General features: G+C 72.1%; 13 protein-coding genes and 2 pseudogenes. 8 read left to right on the top strand and 7 right to left on the bottom strand.

All coding sequences use genetic code 11. The annotated features are described in order from the left end of the window. Positions 1-54: 54 nt before the first annotated feature. Together ACWC24_RS40160 and ACWC24_RS40155 are read right to left on the bottom strand one after the other, a co-directional pair. Positions 55-258: a DUF397 domain-containing protein gene (locus ACWC24_RS40160; protein WP_375974334.1), complete on the bottom strand. Its 204-nt coding sequence runs from the start codon at positions 256-258 to the stop codon at positions 55-57. Further along, a complete protein-coding gene (locus ACWC24_RS40155; RefSeq protein WP_450667863.1) occupies positions 255-1,097 on the bottom strand; it encodes a helix-turn-helix domain-containing protein in 843 nt (280 codons plus the stop codon). Before ACWC24_RS40155 ends, ACWC24_RS40160 begins: the two co-directional genes overlap by 4 nt. 160 nt (positions 1,098-1,257) lie before the next feature. Here ACWC24_RS40155 and ACWC24_RS40150 point away from each other — a divergent pair, with 160 nt between their 5' ends. Further along, positions 1,258-1,683 (top strand): ATP-binding protein, encoded by a 426-nt coding sequence (locus ACWC24_RS40150; protein ID WP_450667862.1) that lies wholly within the window; start codon positions 1,258-1,260, stop codon positions 1,681-1,683. Positions 1,684-1,971: 288 nt separating this feature from the next. Continuing rightward, the gene (locus ACWC24_RS40145) at positions 1,972-3,000 is read left to right on the top strand and encodes a helix-turn-helix domain-containing protein (RefSeq protein WP_450667861.1); all 1,029 of its coding nucleotides are present in this window, start codon (positions 1,972-1,974) and stop codon (positions 2,998-3,000) included. A gap of 130 nt (positions 3,001-3,130) precedes the next feature. On the opposite strand, the gene ACWC24_RS40140 is transcribed toward ACWC24_RS40145, so the two are convergent. Further along, the gene (locus ACWC24_RS40140; RefSeq protein WP_450667860.1) at positions 3,131-4,588 is read right to left on the bottom strand and encodes a helix-turn-helix domain-containing protein; all 1,458 of its coding nucleotides are present in this window, start codon (positions 4,586-4,588) and stop codon (positions 3,131-3,133) included. A 281-nt stretch (positions 4,589-4,869) separates the two neighbouring features. Here ACWC24_RS40140 and ACWC24_RS40135 point away from each other — a divergent pair, with 281 nt between their 5' ends. The 3 genes from ACWC24_RS40135 (at position 4,870) to ACWC24_RS40125 (ending at position 7,637) form a co-directional block, all read left to right on the top strand. Next, positions 4,870-5,358 carry a hypothetical protein gene (locus ACWC24_RS40135; RefSeq protein WP_450667859.1) on the top strand — a complete coding sequence of 163 codons (489 nt, stop codon included), beginning with the start codon at positions 4,870-4,872 and terminating at the stop codon, positions 5,356-5,358. 275 nt (positions 5,359-5,633) lie between these two features. Then, the gene (gene hemB, locus ACWC24_RS40130; RefSeq protein WP_450667858.1) at positions 5,634-6,626 is read left to right on the top strand and encodes a porphobilinogen synthase; all 993 of its coding nucleotides are present in this window, start codon (positions 5,634-5,636) and stop codon (positions 6,624-6,626) included. 108 nt (positions 6,627-6,734) lie between these two features. Then, positions 6,735-7,637, top strand: coding sequence for an SAM-dependent methyltransferase (locus ACWC24_RS40125; RefSeq protein WP_450667857.1), 903 nt, complete (start codon positions 6,735-6,737; stop codon positions 7,635-7,637). Positions 7,638-7,656: 19 nt separating this feature from the next. Here ACWC24_RS40125 and ACWC24_RS40120 read toward each other — a convergent pair whose 3' ends face one another. Continuing rightward, positions 7,657-8,442 (bottom strand): DUF4253 domain-containing protein, encoded by a 786-nt coding sequence (locus tag ACWC24_RS40120; protein ID WP_450667856.1) that lies wholly within the window; start codon positions 8,440-8,442, stop codon positions 7,657-7,659. A 35-nt stretch (positions 8,443-8,477) separates the two neighbouring features. Beyond that, positions 8,478-8,873: pseudogene (locus ACWC24_RS40115) on the bottom strand (Scr1 family TA system antitoxin-like transcriptional regulator); the annotation flags it as partial. A 113-nt stretch (positions 8,874-8,986) separates the two neighbouring features. Between ACWC24_RS40115 and ACWC24_RS40110 the strand changes: the two are divergent. After that, entirely contained in the window at positions 8,987-9,412 is a 426-nt protein-coding gene (locus ACWC24_RS40110; RefSeq protein WP_450667855.1) for an ATP-binding protein, read from the top strand. Positions 9,413-9,472: 60 nt separating this feature from the next. Next, positions 9,473-13,702, top strand: a complete 4,230-nt coding sequence (locus ACWC24_RS40105; protein WP_450667854.1) for a hypothetical protein — start codon at positions 9,473-9,475, stop codon at positions 13,700-13,702. Positions 13,703-13,722: 20 nt separating this feature from the next. On the opposite strand, the gene argS is transcribed toward ACWC24_RS40105, so the two are convergent. Next, a complete protein-coding gene (gene argS / locus ACWC24_RS40100; RefSeq protein WP_450667853.1) occupies positions 13,723-15,489 on the bottom strand; it encodes an arginine--tRNA ligase in 1,767 nt (588 codons plus the stop codon). Between the two features lie 141 nt (positions 15,490-15,630). Here argS and lysS point away from each other — a divergent pair, with 141 nt between their 5' ends. Further along, positions 15,631-17,397 (top strand): lysine--tRNA ligase, encoded by a 1,767-nt coding sequence (gene lysS, locus ACWC24_RS40095; RefSeq protein ID WP_450667852.1) that lies wholly within the window; start codon positions 15,631-15,633, stop codon positions 17,395-17,397. Between the two features lie 121 nt (positions 17,398-17,518). Here the strand turns inward: lysS and ACWC24_RS40090 are convergent. Further along, a pseudogene (locus tag ACWC24_RS40090) lies at positions 17,519-18,220 on the bottom strand (DUF2637 domain-containing protein); the annotation flags it as partial.

The raw sequence follows: 18,220 nt of genomic DNA, 5'->3' as shown, positions 1-18,220 counted from the left end.
ACGCCCCGCCGTCCCGTATCGGGACGGCGGGGCGTTCTTCGTCGGGCGAGGACGTCAGCGGCCGGACGCGTACGGCAGGAAGGCCGCCCAGGCGGTGGGCGCGAGGGCGAGACGGGGGCTGTCGGGGTTCTTGGAGTCGCGGACGAGGATCCCGTCCGGGTGGGCGGCCACTTCGACGCAGTCGGGGCCGTCAGCCGTGCTGTAGCTGCTCTTTATCCACGCCGGACTGCCGTCGGCCGCGGAAGCCTTGAGGGTCATGTCTTCGTATCTCCCAGTACTTTGCCGATGAAGGCCAACGACTCCTGAGGGCTGAGAGCCTGCGCGCGGATGACTCCGTAGCGGATGTCGAGGACCGTCGTTTCCTTGGGGTCGGTCGTCACCCGGCTGCTGAGAGGTGCCTCGCTGAACGCAACAGTGGCTCCGTTCCTGAGCTTGAGGAGCCTGAACGAACCGTCGGTTCCCGCGTTCTCCTCGCGGTCGAGGGGCAGGACCTGAAGGTCCACGTTGCGCCACTGACCCACCTCCAGCAGCCGTTCGAGCTGCTGTCGCATGACCATCCTGCCCCCAATGGGCCTGCGCAACGTCGACTCGCACTGAACGAAGCTGAAGACGCGTGGTCCCGTCGACGGATCAAGAATCTTCTGACGTGCCGAGCGCGCCGCGACCTGCTGCTCCACCTCGTCATCGGTGAACGGTGGCCGGCGTGCGTTGAAGATCGCCCGCGTGTACTCCACGGTCTGCAACAACCCTTGAATCACCGAGTTGTTGTACGCGCAAAGCTCGACCGCGTCCGCCTCCAGCTTCTTCAGGTCCCGCACCTTCTTCGGGTAGCGGACCTCGGCCAGGTCCTCCTTCAGGGCCGCGAGTCGGCCGCCCGCCGACAGGACCTCGTCCGCGCGGTCCAGATACTCGGGCCGGGGGATGCGCCGCCCGCGCTCCACGGCGGAGACCTGTTCCTCCCCGTACCCGATGGCCGCCCCGAACCCGGCCTGGGTGAGGCCGGCCGACTCGCGCCACAGCTTCAGTTGGCGCTGGACGGTCCTCATCACCGCCCCGGCTTCCTCGTCGTCCTCCGGTCCCGCGTCCCACACGCTCACGCCCGCCGCCCTTCCGCCACGCGCTTGCCCGCCCAACCTCGACGCCCGTTCCCCGGTCACCCCGTACGGCCCGGACAGAACCGGACGCCACCCGGACGGACACCGTCCGCACGGGCCATCGCGCTTCACAGGTTACGTACGGAAGAGCACGCTGAGTGACGTGAATCAGCGAACTGTCCACCCCCCGCTCCACCACTTCTCGGTGCCGCTCTCCGCCACCCGGCGCGGCGCCCGCCTCGCCCGGCTGCTCGCGGCCGGGGAACTGCACGACTGGGGGCTGCCCCTGGATCCGGCCCGGCTCGTCGTCGCCGAACTCGCCACGAACGCCGTGCTGCACGGCCGCGTGCCCGGCCGGAGCTTCCGCCTCGCCCTTTCCGTCCTCGCTCCCCGGACGTTGCGGGTGGAGGTCGTCGACACGCGGGGGGACCGGTGGCCCACCCGGGTGCGGGGCGCCTGCGAGGGGCAGGACGAGTCCGGTTACGGGCTGCTGCTCGTGGAGGAGTTCGCGGACCGCTGGGGCGTGCGGGCCGGGCCGGTCCCGTGCAAGACCGTGTGGGCGGAACTCGATCTGGGGCCTCGTCGATGACGCCCGTACCGGAGCCCGGAAACGCGGTCTCCGGTGGCCTGGGCGTCGGTGCGACGGGCGGTAAAAGACCAAAGAACTCCGGAAAGAAAACCCTCCAACCAACCAAACCTCGTGTATGTCACACGAGCGGGTGAAAGCGGTCGGTTCGGGTGGCGCACGGGAGGCTCGGGCGGGCACTCTCGCCGCAGGCAACGCCCACAACTCCACATCCCCGCAAATGCTTCGGCCCCCGCCGGGACGGCAATCCCAGTGCGAGGGCCTGACCAAAGAGGAAGAAGACCCTTCCCCATGGCTGCGACCAAGCTTATCGATGCCCTGCCCCCGAGTCAGGGAGTACGGCACAACGCCACCCACTCCGGTGTCAGGCACGTACGTGAGTACCAGCCCGACCGGTACACGATCGTCGGCAACCACCTCGCCCAGTACCGCGGGCTCTCCGCGGCCGCCATCGGGATCGCCGTGCACATCCTGTCGCTGCCCGAGGGCGCGCGGGTCGACATCCGCAGCCTCGCCGAGTGGTTCCCCGAGGGGCGGGCCCGGATCGCCTGCGCGCTGCGGGAGCTGGAGGAGCGTGGCTATGTCGAGCGGGTGCGGGAGCGGCTTCCCTCCGGGCGGGTGGTCACGCGTACGTTCGCGTACCACGCCCCCGCGCTCACCAGGGCCCGGCGGGAGGGAGAGTCGGAAACGGCCCCCGCCCCGGCGGCCCCGGCACCCCCGACGATCACGGCTGCGCCGTCCCCCGGCGCCGTGTCCGAGCCGGTCGTGGCAGCCGACGTCGTACACGGCGGCGGAGGACCGGTCACCGCGACCGGGTCTGCCGGGCCGCCTGCCAGGTCTCCCGAGCCGACCGTCGTCGAGCCGGGGCCGCCCCGCGGCGAGCACCACGACAAGGCCGAAGCGTTGCTTGCCGGGCTGCGTCGGACCGATGTCCAATTGACGCTGTCCGGGCGCGAGGTACGGCGGCTGGCTCCCCTGGTCGTCCCCTGGTTCGAGAACGGTCTCGGCAGATCGTCGGTGATCTACGCCTTGACCAACGGCCTTCCCCTCCAGGTACGCAACCCGGCCGGCTTTCTCCGTAACCGCCTGCTGGATCTGCTCCCACCGGCACTGCCGCCCCTTCCGGGGGTCGATGGGGGCGGGCCGCTCCTGAGTCGGCCGCTGCCCCGCCCACCCGGCATGGAGGACTGGGCGGACTGCGGGGGCGGCTGCAACAGGGTCTTCCGGGCGCCGTTCCGGGGAGCGTGGTGCCGCGACTGCCGTGTCGCCCGCCCCGGAGAAGCCCCCGTGGCCCCGGTGGACGTCACAGCCTTCGTCTGAGTCCGGCGAGTCGCACCGGAGCCCTCCCCGCGACTCGTCACCGAGGAGGCGGGACCGCCGCCCGGCTCTGTGGGGGAGGCGTAGGAGGGACTCGTTTCAGCGCGGGACGCGGTAGCCGACAGCGCCTCGCTCAGCTCAGGGTCCAGCCGCCGTTCGCGTACCAGTAGTGCGGCAGGCCCTCGGTGCCGCTGGTGCGGAAGGGGACGCCGTCGTCGTCGATGCGTTCGGTGCCGGTGCGGCCCTGCGAGGACCAGTCGAGCTCCAGATACCAGCGGCAGTCGCAGCCGTCGGTCCTGGCCGCGACCGTCAGCACCTCGGGGTCCGTCACGGAGACCCGGTAGGGCAGGTCCATCGCCGGGACGAGCGTCTCGCCCTCGTAGCTCGGGACCGCGTGGGCGATCGGCCGGTCCTTGTCGAGGGCGACGGTGAACGAGTGGGGGCCCAGGCCGCCGCCGCAGCCCTGGCCCGTCGCGTAGACGTTGCCCTTCACCGGGGCGGCCCGTCCCACGACACGCACCCGCAGCGCCTCCAGCACCACGGCCGCGTCCGTACGTCCCTGCACGGTGATGTCCACCATGGTCTGGCCGCCGTGCACCGCGTCCTGCGAACGCGCCCACGGGGAGGCGTCCTGCGGGGCCGGGGGCGGCGGCACCTGCGCGGGTGCCTTGTCGATGACGTAGTCGTGCTCGCAACCGATCGCCCAGCGGTGGGAGTTCGCCGTCCAGGTGATCGGGGCGACGGGGGTGGTGTTCGCGGCGGAGGCCGTGGACGGGCTCGGGGACGGGTCCGGCGAGCGGTCGCCCGCGGCGGAGGTGTTCGCCGAGGACGAGCCGGACGGCCGACCGTGGGTGGGGGAGGCGGGCGCGGACGGGGCGGCGGAGCTGTGCCCGGCGTCCGCCGCCTTCGCGGCCGCCCGGTCGTCGCCGAGGGCCGAGGAGTGCCCGGACGGCAGCAGGGACAGGCTGCCCAGGGTCGCGATCAGCGCGGTCACGACGGCCGCGGCGAGGGGGGCGCGGCGTCTGTACCAGGGCGGCCGCGAGGCGGGGCGCGGTAGTGCGTCGCGCTCGGGTGACGGGCCTGGAAGACCTTCCTCCGAAGCCTCCGCAGCCTCCGGGGTCTCCGGGGCCTTCGGGGTCGACGGGGGACCGGGAGGGGGAGCGGCCCCGGGCGCGGGCTCGGCGTCCTTCGGGGGTACGGGGCCGGCGGCCGCCGGGGGCAGCGGGCCGGTGGTCCGCGTGGGCGCGGACTCGGTCGCCCGCTCGGCCGGGACATCCGCGCCGTCCGCCGGGAGGGCCCCGGCGGCTTCCGGTGCGGGCTCGGGCGCCGTCCGGGGCCGTTGCCGTGCCGCCACCGCCAGGATCCACCGCCGGTGCAGCTCGATCCGTTCCTCGGGCGTGGCCCCGCACAGCGCGGCGAACCGTTCCACGGATGCGAAGCCGAGCGGTACGGCCTCCCCCGCGCAGTAGCGGTGCAGTGTCGAGGCGTTCATGTTCAGGCGGCGTGCGAGGGCCGCGTAACTGCGGTCCGTGCGGTCCTTCAGACGGCGCAGCAGCGCCGCGAACTCCTCCACCTCGTCCTGGGACGGCACCGGTTCTCCCTGTCTCGCGTCCCAGGACGGCATCCCAGGCACTCCCGGTACTCAGAGGTCACAGGGCCTGGGACGGTTCCACCGTTGCGGGTGGGCCGTCGTTCGTTGTGCCCCGGCCGAGGGGCCGCCGATGCTTCTGGTGTCGCCGGGTCCGGCCCCCACGCCACGGGGGTCGAGGGGGCCGGACCCGCACTCGGCGACGCGATTGCGACCCGCGCACAGCGGCGTCCTCACGAATCCATCGAACCTGCCGAACCCATCGAAAACCGGGGAACACACTGATGAGCAAGAACACGACCGCCCGCAAGACCGTCCGCCGCACCGTTCTGGTCGCCGGCCTCGTCGCCGCCGTGGCCCTGCCGCTCGGGCTCACCGCCTCGGCCCAGGCGACCCCGGTCCGGGCGGCCAAGGCCGCCGCGGCGCAGGCGACGGTCACCGGCACGGCGTCCGACAACGTGACCCAGGTCGCCGACTTCTACGGGGCCTACATCGACGCCAAGAGCGACCCGGAGACCGGCGGCGCGCTCGCCACCGAGCTGCGGAAGTTCTACGTCACGACCGACGGTCTGCGCGAGGTGGAGAAGTGGGAGGCCGCCAACCAGGCGGACGGCGTCCTGCACGCCCAGAACGTCCCGGCGCAGTGGACGGTCAAGGGCACCGGCACCGCCGGCCGGGTCGCGGTCACCCTCACCTGGGGTCAGTCGGACCCGACGCAGCTCGTGGTCGACCTGGACCGCAACCACAAGATCACGCACATCGCCGGCAAGTGACCGCACCTCCCTCCCGGGGGCCGGGTCCGCGCACCGCGGGCCCGGCTTCCGGCTGTGGGTTCCGGGCAGGAGCGGCGGTGCGGGCTGTGGCGGAGCGGCGGTGCGGCGTCCGGCGGAGCGGTGGTGCGGGCTGCGGCGGAGCGGCGGTGCGGCGTCCGGCGGAGCGGTGGTGCGGGCTGCGGCGGAGCGGCGGTGCGGCGTCCGGCGGAGCGGTGGTGCGGGCTCCGACGGTTCGTCGGCAAAGGTGCTTCCGGGGCGGGCGTAGCGTAGACGGCATGACGAAGTACGGATCCTTCCCCGGTACGCGTCCGCGCCGGCTGCGTACCACCCCCGCCATGCGCAACATGGTCGCCGAGACCCGGCTGCACCCGGCCGACCTCATCCTCCCCGCGTTCGTGCGCGAAGGAGTGAGCGAGCCCGTGCCGATCGGCTCGATGCCCGGGGTCGTGCAGCACACCCGGGACAGCCTGAAGAAGGCCGCGGCGGAGGCGGTGGAGGCCGGGGTCTCCGGGATCATGCTCTTCGGGGTGCCCGAGGAGTCGAAGAAGGACGCGCTCGGCACGCCGGGGACCGACCCGGACGGGATCCTCCAGGTCGCGCTGCGCGATGTGCGCGCCGAGGTCGGCGACGACCTGCTGGTGATGTCCGACCTGTGCCTGGACGAGACCACCGACCACGGGCACTGCGGTGTCCTCGACGCGCAGGGCCGCGTCGACAACGACGCCACCCTGGAGCGCTACGCCGAGATGGCGCAGGTCCAGGCCGACGCGGGCGCCCATGTGGTCGGGCCGAGCGGGATGATGGACGGGCAGATCGGCGTCATCCGCGACGCGCTCGACGAGATCGGCCGCGAGGACGTGGCGATCCTCGCCTACACCGTCAAGTACGCCTCCGCCTTCTACGGGCCGTTCCGCGAGGCCGTCGGCTCGTCCCTGAAGGGCGACCGCAGGACCTACCAGCAGGACCCGGCGAACGCCCGGGAGTCCCTGCGGGAGCTCGCGCTCGACCTGGCGGAGGGCGCCGACATGGTGATGGTCAAGCCGGCCGGCCCCTACCTCGACATCCTGGCCAGGGTCGCCGACGTCGCGGACGTCCCGGTCGCCGCGTACCAGATCTCGGGCGAGTACTCGATGATCGAGGCCGCCGCGGAGAAGGGCTGGATCGACCGGGACCGGGCGATCCTGGAGTCGCTGACCGGCATCAAGCGGGCGGGCGCGCAGAACATCCTCACCTACTGGGCGACCGAGGTGGCGCGCAAGCTGCGCTGACGGTGCGGGACACCCGGACATGGGCGCGATCAACTCCCCTGGGGAGTTAGGTTGTTGATCGCAGGATTGGTTGCCCGTTGAATGACCGACTCTCCCAGGGAGACGCCCATGTCCGGTGACGCGCTCAGCCAGGACCCCGCCGAGCTGCGCAGGAGGATCGACACCACCAAGGCCCACCCGGCCCGGGTCTACGACGTCTTCCTCGGCGGCAAGGACAACTACCCCGTCGACCGTGCGGCGGCCGCCGCCGCGCTCGGCGCCAACCCGCGCGGCTACCTCGACGTACGGCACAACCGCGACTTCATGCGCCGGGCGGTGACCACGCTGGCGAAGGAGGACGGCATCCGCCAGTTCCTCGACATCGGCACCGGACTGCCGACCGCCGAGAACGTCCACCAGATCGCCCAGCGGATCATCCCCGACTCCCGGGTCGTCTACGTCGACAACGACCCGGTGGTGCTCGCGCACGCCCGCGCCCTGCTGACCTCCGGGCCCGAGGGCGTCACCGACTACATCGACGCCGACTTCAAGAACCCGGCCCAGATCCTCGAACAGGCCGCGAAGATACTCGACTTCGACCGGCCGATCGCCCTGTGCCTGGTGGCGATCCTGCACTTCGTCGAGGACGAGGAGGCCTACCCGATCGTCCGCGGACTCGTCGACGCCCTGCCCTCCGGCAGCCGGATCGTGCTCAGCCACCTCACCGAGGACCTCAACCCCGAGAACATCCGCGCGGTTCAACGCACCTACACCGAGCGCGGGTTCACCTTCGTGCTGCGCACCCGGGCCGAGGTCGAGCGCTTCTTCACCGACAGCGGCCTGGAGCTGGCCGAACCGGGCGTCGTCCCGGCGCACCACTGGCACCCGGACGACGCCGCTCCCGTCCCCGAGCAGCCGGAGGCCGAGTACCTCGCCACGCTCGACGCCATCGACAAGGTCCGCTACCACGACATCAACGACGTCACGGACGCCGACATCAACGTCTACGCGGCACTCGGCCGCAAGGCGTGACGCCGGCGCCCGGCCGGTCTCAGTCCCACCAGAAGTACCAGGTCTGCGCCGCGATCAGGGTCTTGGCGTAGTCCCGCAGGGCGTCCGGGCCGTCCTGCGGGAGTGTGTCGGGGCAGAACGCGAAGTGCTCCGCCGCCACCGCCTCGGCCTGCTCCGGGGTGGTGGGCGGCGCGGCGACCGAGACGGCCATGCTGTCGAAGCCGAGGGCCACGACCCGTATGCCGAAGCGGTCCTCCCAGGAGCGCAGCACCGCGCAGTGCACGGCGACGTCGTTCTCGTAGTTCAGCGGGCCGGTCCAGCCGATGGCCGCCGGGATGTCCGCGCTGCGGCGCGCGGGCACCAGCGCCAGATGCGGTTCCTTGAACCAGGTGCGGTCCTCGGCCAGGAGGTCGGCCACCTCGGCCGCCCGGCTGTCCGGATCGGCCGTACGGACCGGCGGCGCGCACAGACCGGGCCACTCGTCGCCCGCCGCCGCGTACTCGTCCCAGAGGTCGGCGAGCACCTCCTCGGCGTCGTGGTCGCCGGGGTAGGACGCCTCCCCGGGCAGCAGCCCCCACTCCCGCGGCCCGCCCTGGCGGCCGCCGAGGTCCAGCAGCACCGGCAGCAGCCCCGCCCGTCCCGCGCGGGCGCCCAGCGCCGTCCAGTTGCCGGTGGACACGGGCTGCTCGGCGTGCCACAGCAGCGGCTCGTGCCAGGGGCCGTCTTCGGTAGCGTCGATCAGTCTCCCCAGCGGGAGTTGGAGCCCGAGCGAGCGTCCGCTCGGGTCGGCCGCCAGCGCGGGCAGCGGGTTGGGAAGGGTCGCCATGGCGCCGACTCTAGGCGCAGGCACTGACAGCGGGGCGGGGCGCGGCCGGCCAGCAGTGCCCGCGCGTACTCCCGGGTCTGGAGCAGACCCGGGACGACCAGCGCGTCGTACCAGGACAGCGCGATGGCCTCCCGCTCGTGCTGGACGTACAGCTCCGCCCACATCGGGAACTGGTCGATCTCCGGCAGGTTCGCCACCCCTGCCGCCAACAGCCCACGGGTGTCCAGGAGTTCGTCCAGCAGTTCCGCCAGGTCCGGCTTCAGCGGCCGTCGGCCCTGCTCGATCGAGGCGACCGTCTCCTCGTCGAGCATCAGTTGCTCGCCGAGCTCGCGCTGGGTCAGGCCCGCCGCCCGCCGGGCCGTGCCGAGCTGGACGCCCAGCATCTTCATGGCCGAGAGGTTCTTCTTCCGCGGCGCTTTCCTGGAGTTCATACCGGTCCAACTCCCCACACCCGCCCGTACGCGATCCGGTGGGAACCTGTACAAAAAATCAGTACGGGTTCACTCCCTGATCCACGATAGTGACTCTCCGTAACTCTCGTGCCGTGAACGAGACGATCCAACTCCCCCTCCTGAGGGAGAAGTTCTTCCGCCGTGAGCGCCGGTCCGTACCCGCTGCCAGGCGGTTCGCGTACGAGGCGCTGGACGGCTGGGGGCTCGTCGGAACCGAGGCCGGGGACGACGCGTTGCTGTGTGTGAGCGAACTGGCGACCAACGCGCTGGTGCACGGTGTGCCGCCCGGACGGCACTTCCTGGTGTTCCTGCGCTGCGACGGGCGCGTACTGCGGGTGGAGGTGCACGACAGCGGGCCCGGTGTGCCGCGGATCGTGGACGACCGCGACGAGGGCGGCCGGGGGCTGCTGCTGGTCGCCGCGCTGTCCGACGAGTGGGGCGTGGCCGAGCGGGAGCTCGGCAAGGTGGTGTGGTGCGAGTTCGTGTGCGGGCGGCCCACGGGGCGATCCGAGCGTTGAGCGTCGAGTGTCAGTGGCGGCTCCTAGAGTGGCAACGAGTGAGGCGAACGGGGGCGTGTCGTGCTGGTGTGGAGCGTTGTCGTCCAGGGGTACACGGGCGGGCTGGACGAGGACCTGCGATGGGTGTGGCTCAACCCGCGGGGGCGCGCGCTCAAGAACGCGCCCGGCGTGCTCCAGGGACATCGCGACGTGCAGCGGATGGCCCAGCTGCGCCGGTGGGTACGACGGCACCGGCAGGAGTGCGTGGAACTGGCCCGGGGGTGGGCGCTCGCCGGGGTCGTCGTGCCGGAGGAGCTGGCCGAGGGCGATCCGGTGTGGCGGGAGGTGCTCGCCGAGGAGGGTGTGGCGGTCGCCGAGGAGCCCACGGGAGATGACGGGCTGGTCGCCCGGGTGTACGCGCACGCGGTGACCGGGCGGCGGATCGTACGGGTCATGCGGGAGGACGTGGCACCGTACCGGGACCGGGTGATGGCGTACGACGAGTGGGAGCGGGTCGGGGGGTTCCGTACGGGCATCCCCGCGGACGACGGCGAGGGCGGGGACCGTCCGTTCGAGCTTCCCTTCCCCGAGCGCGCGCTCGCCGTGTGGCCGGGGCGGGAGGAGACGGTCCTGGCGGAGGCCGACCGGATGAGCTGGCTCGCCCTGCACAAGAAGGACACCGACCAGTACTTCAAGGAGCTGGAGAAGTCCGGGCCGGAGCTGCTGCCGCTGTTCCTCGACGCGATGGCCGAGCGCTATCTGTGCGACTGTGCCAGAGGCGTCCCGGAAGTGGCCGCCGCCTACTTCGGACGCGCCCGCAAGGCCGAACGCGAACAGGCCCTGGTGCTGGACCAGGACTGGCTGGACGCGCGCTACGTCAGATTCGCCGAGGCCGGCGCGCTCGCCGCGACCGCGCTGCGGGCGCGGGCGAAGGAGCTGAGCGTCAAGGGCGCGGCCACGCCCGAGCGGGCGGTGGCCTTCCGCTCCATCGTGACCAGGCGGGCCGCTGCCACAGGCGCGCTGGGCGGTACGTACACGCAACTGGCGGTGGACGTGCGCAAGGTGGCCAAGGCCGCCGGGCTGGACCCGGAGGAGGAACTGGCCACGGTGCTGGGGGAGGCCCGGCTGGTCCGGCGCGGACTGTTGCAGGACGACGCCTTCGGGGCGGACGTGCTCAAGGGCCGTGCCTTCGACCTGCTGTGCCGACGAGACCCGGAGACGGTGCGTGCGGACCTGCTGGCGAAGCGGCAGCCGTACAGCAGCGAGGCCGAGAACCGGCTCTGGCTCGACATGCTGGAGCGCAGCGGCACCCTGGCGCAACTGTGCGGCGAACTGCCCGGGGTGACCGCGGCCGAGGCCGGGCGCTGGCTGACCGACTGCCTCTACGGCCACCGGAAATCCGGAAGGCCCGGGGGGACGTTCTTCGGCATCGCGGAGCGTATCGCCCCCCGGCTGGCAGCCGAGAGAATCCTGATGGAGATCGACTACAAGCCCGGCACGTCCGGCCTGGCACGAGCCCTGCCGCTCGACCTGATCGACCTCTTCCTGGAGCACGGGGTCCCGCTCGCCGACCCGCCGGAGCGGCTCGTGCCCGCCCAGCTCAACGACCTGGTCGCCGTGCACCGGCCCGAGCTGCGCCATGTACGGGCCGACCCGCGCTACGGGCCCGAACTGCGCGCACTGCTGAGCGATGTGCTGCATATGACGTCCGGCCGCCACGACATGTCCGGCTGGTTCCAGCCGCACGGGACGGGGGGCTGGCGTGAGCTGCATCCGCTCTTCGCCAACGACGACGGCCGGGCGCTGCTTCGTGAGTGGTGTGCGCACGAGCGGGCCACGCTGCGTGCCGGTGTCGACCTGGCCGGGTTGGCCCTGCTCCTCGGCCGGTTCGTGCACGTCGGCGATGCGGTGGACGCCGAACTCAAGGATGCCGAAGCGGCGGCCGAGTTCGCCGCCGTGGACGTGATCGGGCTCCTGATGCCCGAACTGCCGGACATGGCGGACGGGACGGGGCGCGCGGATGTGGAGAAGCCGATCGCCGGCCTGCCCGCCCACAGCGTCCACAGCGGACTGCCCGAGGATGCCGTCATGGACGTGGTGGCCCGGCTGTGGCCCGAGCTGGAGCGTTCGGTGTCGTGGCAGGTCGGCAAAACCCTCCAGAAGGCGGTCAATTGCCGGGTCGGACTGGCCCGACTGGTCCGGCGGTTCACCCCCGTGGACGAGGTGGACGAGGTGGACGAGGTGGACGCGGTGGACGCGGTGGACGCGACGGACGCGGCGGGACCGGCCCGCACCGCGGACCCGGCCGACGGTGACCCGCCGCTGTCGCCCTACAGCAGACTCGCCTCGACCTGCGACGCACTGATCGCGCTCGCCGGCTCGGACCGGCCCGTGTGGACGGGCGAGCAGAACTCCCACACCGCGGAGATCGACGTCGCGCGGTTCAACGACCCGCTGCGGACCCTGCACGCCTTCACCCCCAGCATCACGCTGGAGCACGCCGCGGTCACCGACGTCCGCTCGGACTTCGGCGCCCAGCTCTACGCCGCCTACGCCCGGCTGCCCTTCGTGGCGGAAGCGGAACGGCAGGGCCGCTGGCGGATCGTATGGGTGGCCAGGCCGGAGGACGCCGGGTGGCTGCCGGAGCGCGGGCAGGCCTTTCGCACGGCGACCTCGGCCGCCGTCGTCATCGACTTCCGCCAGTGGAGGCGGTGCCTGCTGGAGTACGCGCCCGAGGGGGACTTCCCGGTGGGCGGGCCGCTGGCCGCGGCGGGGTTCGCGGTGGTGCACGCCACGCCGCTGCGGCCGGTGCGCCCGGCCGCCTGGTACGCGCGCTTCGCCGAGCTGCGCCGGGAGCGCGGACCGGTGCCCGCCCGGCCGACGCTGGCCGAACCGTTCGCCGACCGGCTCGGTGTCGAGGTGGCGGAGGCGACCGTCCTGCTCGCCGCGCGGCCGGTCTGCGCCGGATACCAGGAGGGCACGCAGACCCCCGGCTTCGGCTCCAGCCACATCCCCTGGCGGGAGCACACATGGCAGTTGAAGGGCGCGGACTGTCACACGGCCACGGAAAGCCTGTACGGCCTGCTCTCCGCCGACGAGCTCACCGTCTTCTACGACCGGCTGCTGCCCGACGATCCCGAGCGGCTGTGGACCGACGGCCCGGACACCGAGCGGGCCGCCGTCTGGTGGCAGGGGCGCTTCGGTGCGCCGCCGCCGGTGCCGAGGGCTCTGCTGCCGCTCGCCCGGAAGGAGTTCGTCCGGCCCAAGGGCGAGCTCCCACTCGCATCCACCCGCGCCACGGCGCTGAAGGAGTGGTGGCCCGCCCCACGCGTCGCCACCCTCCTGGGCCAGGTGGCATCGGGCGGCACGGCACCGGCCACGGGCGACGGCGCGGCGGGCTCTCCCCGTCCCGGCGCGCCCGACCTGCTCGGACTGGTACGGGCCGCCGCCTGGACGGCGTACCGTACCCCGGCCGGTGACCCGTTGCGGCCGGCCGTCGGGGCCACCGTCGCGCGGCTGCGGGAGGCGCTCGAGGCCGGACCCGGACCGCTGACCCTGTTCTCGACCCAGCCCAACCACCTGATGGGGGTTCCGGCCTCGCTCGAATCCCTGGGGCTGGACACCCACCCGGCGCTGTCCCGGCAGAGCGATCCGGTGTTCACCCGGGTCCGGCACATACGGGTCGACCCGGCCGCCCTCACCGGCCCCGACGACCCGCTCCTCGACCGGCTGGACGCCTACCTGGACGACGTACTGCCGTCCCAGTGGCTGCCGGGCCCGTCCGGTCTGCCGGGCCTCGCCGATCTACGGATGCTGCTCTCGCCGGACTTCGCCGAGTTGGGCGCACACCTCACCGCGGACGACGACGGCCGGGCCGCCGACCGGGGCACCGGCTGGGAGCAGGACCCCGGGCGCTCGGTGCCCCACCTCGTCGAGGAGTGCGCGAGCGCGTACGGGCTCGGCGCCGACACGGCCGCCCTGTACCTGATGCTGCTCGCCCTGCCCGACCCGACCGACCGGAACGTCAAGCAGTGGACCGGCTGGAAGCCCGCCCGCTTCAAGGCCGCGCACACCGAACTCGCCGCGTCCGGACGGGTGATACGGGCCGACCGGGCGCGGGCCGGGCGCACCCTGTTCCTGCCCGGCCCCTGGCAGGAGGCCAAGGCGCCGCGCCTGCCGCTGGAGCGCTCGAAGCTGGGACTGCTGCCGAACGCGCGGGAGCACCGGTCCACGGCACATACGGCGGTCGTGCCGCACATGCCGATACCGGTGCTCTTCGAGCGGGCCTGGGCCCGGGCCCGGGAGGCCTGAGCCCAGGAGACCGCCGGGTGTCAGAGCCGCTCGGGCGTCCTGATGCCCAGCAGGTCCATGCCCTTGTGCAGCGTGCGGGCCGTCAGGTCGACCAGGAACAGACGGTTCTCCGTCTGCTCCGGGGTCTCGGCCTTCAGGACCGGGCACTGGTCGTAGAACGTGGTCAGCAGCGACGCGAGCTGGTACAGGTACGACGCCAGCTTGTGCGGCTCGTGGCTCGCCGCCACCTCCAGCACCGTCTCGCCGAACTGGTCCAGGTGCAGGCCCAGCGCCCGCTCCGCCGGGGCCAGTTCCAGCTCCGGATGGGCGGTGGGACGGGCTTCGCCCGCCTTGCGCAGGATCGACTTGATCCGGGCGTAGGCGTACTGGAGGTAGACGGACGTGTCGCCGTTCAGCGACACCATCTGGTCCAGGTCGAACTTGTAGTCGCGCACCGCCGACGTCGACAGGTCCGCGTACTTCACGGCGCCGATGCCGACGTACCGGCCGTTCTCGACGATCTCCTGCTCGGACAGGCCGACCTTCTCGGCCTTCTCCCGCACGACGGTCGTCGCCCGGTCCACCGCCTCGTCGAGGAGGTCGACCAGCTTGACCGTCTCGCCCTCACGGGTCTTGAACGGCTTGCCGTCCTTGCCGAGGACCGTGCCGAAGGCGAGCTGGAACGCCGTGACGTCGTCGTTCAGCCAGCCGGCCCGGCGGGCGGTCTCGAAGACCATCCGGAAGTGCAGCGCCTGACGGGCGTCCACCACGTACAGCAGCGAGTTCGCCTTCAGGTTGAAGACGCGGTCGCGGATCGCGGACAGGTCGGTGGCCGCGTAGCCGTAGCCGCCGTCGGACTTCTGCACGATCAGCGGGACCGGGTTGCCGTCCGGGCCCTTGACGTCGTCGAAGAACACGCACAGCGCGCCCTCGGAGCGGACCGCGACACCGGACTCCTCCAGCAGCCGGCAGGTCTCCGCGAGCATGTCGTTGTAGCCGGACTCGCCGACGATGTCGGGGTCCCGGATCTCCATGTCCAGCTTCTCGAAGACGGAGAAGAAGTAGATCTTCGACTCGTCCACGAACTTCTGCCAGACGGCGAGCGTGTGCGGGTCCCCGGCCTGGAGGTCCACGACCCTGCGCCGGGCCCGCGTCTTGAACTCCTCGTCGGAGTCGAACAGCTTGCGGGCCGCCTTGTAGAGCCGGTCGAGGTTGGACATCGCCTCCTCGCCGCTCACCTCGCCCGACTTGTGGTCCAGCTCGTGCGGGTGCTCGTCCAGGAACTGGATGAGCATGCCGAACTGGGTGCCCCAGTCGCCGATGTGGTGACGCCGTACGACGCTCTCGCCGGTGAACTCCAGGAGCTGGACGACCGCGTCGCCGATCACCGCCGAGCGCAGATGGCCGACGTGCATCTCCTTCGCCACGTTCGGCTGGGCGTAGTCGATCACCGTGGTGCCCGGGTGCGCGGCGAACGGCACTCCGAGGCGGTCGCTGTCCGCGTACCGCGCGGCCAGGTTCTCGGTGATCGCCCGGTCGGCGATCGTGATGTTCAGGAAGCCGGGTCCGGAGACCTCGATGTCCTTGATGACGTCACCCGACCGGACCTGCTCCACGACCTGCGTCGCCAGCTCCCGAGGGTTGGCCTTGGCCTTCTTCGCGAGCGCCAGGATGCCGTTCGCCTGGAAGTCGGCCCGGTCGCTTCGGCGCAGCAGCGGGTCCGCGGAACCGGCGTCCGGCAGGGCTGCCGAGAGTGCCGTCGCGAGCTGCTGCTGTACGGAGTCGCTGAGGGACGTGACCGAGGCCATGGGATGGATGCCGTTCTCCTCGTGGAATGGATAGACCCGCCCAGTATCCCACGGTGGGTAAAGCGGTTTTCCCAGGCGCGTGGTGGTCTGGGAGAATGGGGTCGGTCAGTACCCCAGAGAATTCCTTCAGAAAAAGAGGACGTGCCGATCGTGGCTCAGAGCGCCGAGACCACCGACTGGGTCTCCCGTTTCGCGGACGAGGTCATCGAGGAGTCGGAGCGTCGGGCCCCGGGCAAAACGGCGTCACCCGATGCCGATCCGGTCGTCGTGGTCGCGTCCGGTCTCTCCCCCTCCGGCCCCATCCACCTGGGCAACCTCCGCGAGGTCATGACCCCGCACCTGGTCGCCGACGAGATCCGCCGCCGCGGCCGACAGGTCCGGCACCTGATCTCCTGGGACGACTACGACCGCTACCGCAAGGTGCCGCAGGGCATCCCGGGCGTCGACGACTCCTGGGCCGAGCACATCGGCAAGCCGCTGACCTCCGTCCCGGCCCCGAAGGGCTCCGCGTACCCGAACTGGGCCGAGCACTTCAAGGCCGCGATGGTCGAGGCGCTGGCCGAGCTGGGTGTCGAGTTCGACGGGATCAGCCAGACCGAGCAGTACACCGCCGGTGCCTACCGCGAGCAGATCCTGCACGCCATGAAGCACCGTGGTGACATCGACGCGATCCTCGACCAGTACCGCACCAAGAAGGCCCCGGCCAAGCAGCAGTCGCAGAAGCCGGTCGACGAGGCCGAGCTGGAGGCCGCGGAGGGCTCCGGCGCGGCCGCCGAGGACGACGGCAGCGCCGGCTCCGCCGGGTACTTCCCGTACAAGCCGTACTGCGGCAACTGCGAGAAGGACCTGACCACGGTCGCCTCCTACGACGACGACACCACCGAGCTGACGTACAGCTGCAACGAGTGCGGCTTCTCCGAGACCGTCCGGCTGAACGAGTTCAACCGCGGCAAGCTGGTCTGGAAGGTCGACTGGCCGATGCGCTGGGCGTACGAGGGCGTCGTCTTCGAGCCCAGCGGTGTCGACCACTCCTCGCCCGGGTCGAGCTTCCAGGTCGGCGGCCAGATCGTCGGCATCTTCGGCGGCAAGCAGCCCATCGGACCGATGTACGCGTTCGTCGGCATCAGCGGCATGGCGAAGATGTCGTCGTCGAAGGGCGGCGTGCCCACGCCCGGCGACGCGCTGAAGATCATGGAGCCGCAGCTGCTGCGCTGGCTGTACGCCCGCCGCAGGCCCAACCAGTCCTTCAAGATCGCCTTCGACCAGGAGATCCAGCGCCTGTACGACGAGTGGGACAAGCTCGACGCCAAGGTCGCCGACGGCTCCGCGCTCCCCGCGGACGTCGCCGCCCACGCGCGCGCGGTGCGCACCGCGGACGGCGAGCTGCCGCGCACGGCCCGGCCGCTGCCGTACCGGACGCTGGCCTCGGTCGCGGACATCACCGCCGGGCACGAGGACCAGGCGCTGCGCATCCTGTCCGAGCTCGACCCGCACAACCCGCTGGGCTCGGTGGACGAGGCCCGTCCGCGCTACGACAAGGCGGAGGCGTGGATCAACACCCACGTCCCCGCCGACCAGCGGACCGTCGTGCGCGAGGAGCCGGACGGCGAGCTGCTGAAGTCCCTCGACGAGGCCTCCCGGCAGTCCCTGCGGCTGCTGGCCGACGGGCTGGCCGAGCACTGGTCGCTCGACGGTCTGACCCACCTCGTCTACGGCGTTCCCAAGGTCCAGGCCGGCTTCTCCGCCGACGCCACGCCCAAGGAGCTCCCGCCGGAGATCAAGACCGCCCAGCGCACGTTCTTCGCGCTGCTGTACCACCTGCTCGTCGGCCGTGACACCGGCCCGCGCCTGCCCACGCTGCTGCTGGCGGTGGGCCAGGAGCGGGTGCGGGCGCTGCTCGGGGAGTAGCCGCTCCCGGTACTGGTGCTGGTACTGGTCCTGGTACTACGACGACGGGGCGCCCGGTGTTCTCACCGGGCGCCCCGTCCTCGTAGTACCAGTGCTCGCCCCTCGCGCGGGCGTGTTCCGCTCACGCGATGTGGTCGTCCTGGAGCTCGGCGGTGTGGCGGTTGGTGAAGCGCAGCACCATGCGCTTGGCCTCGGCGTCCATGACGGAGACGCCCCAGGTCACCTGCACGTTGTCGCTGAACTCGCGCGGGGTGGGGTAGCCGCCGTTGATCGCCTGCTTGAAGACCTGGTAGTACGCCTCCTCGTCCGGCTCCGGGGTGCCGCCGCCCTCACCGAGCTGACGGGTCCGGTTGGGGCCGGCCGGGATGGGGAAGGTGCCGGTCTCCTCCGGGGAGGGCTCCTGGAGCGGGGGCTCCTCGTCGTACTGGTCCTGGTACTGCTGGGCGGTCTGCTGCTCGGCGAACCAGGCGGCGTACTGCTGCTCCGGGTCGTAGGTCGGGTCGTAGCCGCCTCGGTACTCGGCCTGCTGCGGGGGCTCGACGAACCACGGGCTCTGGTTCGGGTCGGGCACGAACGCGGGCTCCGGGGCGTACGGGCGGTCGTCGGCCGGGGCGGGCCGCTGCGCGACGGGCGCCTGCTGCCGTTCCGGGGCCGCCTCCACCGCGCGCGGGGCGGCGGCCAGCGGGGCCGGCGCCTCCGCGGCGATCGCGGGCTGCGGGGCCGGGGGCAGCAGGACAGGTTCGATGCCCGCCGCCGCGAGGCCCGCCGGGGCGGTCTCGGACAGCGGGACGCCGTAGCGGGCCAGGCGCAGCGGCATCAGCGA

The organism is Streptomyces sp. NPDC001443 (assembly GCF_053597355.1).
Note: the sequence above shows the minus strand (reverse complement) of the source record. Positions and strands in the feature narration are given on the sequence as shown.

Excerpts from the sequence above, each read along its gene's own strand:
- ACWC24_RS40160 (WP_375974334.1), bottom strand. The coding sequence starts at position 258 with ATGACCCTCAAGGCTTCCGCGGCCGACGGCAGTCCGGCGTGGATAAAG.
- ACWC24_RS40125 (WP_450667857.1), top strand. The coding sequence starts at position 6,735 with ATGTCCGGTGACGCGCTCAGCCAGGACCCCGCCGAGCTGCGCAGGAGG.
- hemB (WP_450667858.1), top strand. The coding sequence starts at position 5,634 with ATGACGAAGTACGGATCCTTCCCCGGTACGCGTCCGCGCCGGCTGCGT.
- ACWC24_RS40135 (WP_450667859.1), top strand. The coding sequence starts at position 4,870 with ATGAGCAAGAACACGACCGCCCGCAAGACCGTCCGCCGCACCGTTCTG.
- ACWC24_RS40145 (WP_450667861.1), top strand. The coding sequence starts at position 1,972 with ATGGCTGCGACCAAGCTTATCGATGCCCTGCCCCCGAGTCAGGGAGTA.
- argS (WP_450667853.1), bottom strand. The coding sequence starts at position 15,489 with ATGGCCTCGGTCACGTCCCTCAGCGACTCCGTACAGCAGCAGCTCGCG.
- ACWC24_RS40120 (WP_450667856.1), bottom strand. The coding sequence starts at position 8,442 with ATGGCGACCCTTCCCAACCCGCTGCCCGCGCTGGCGGCCGACCCGAGC.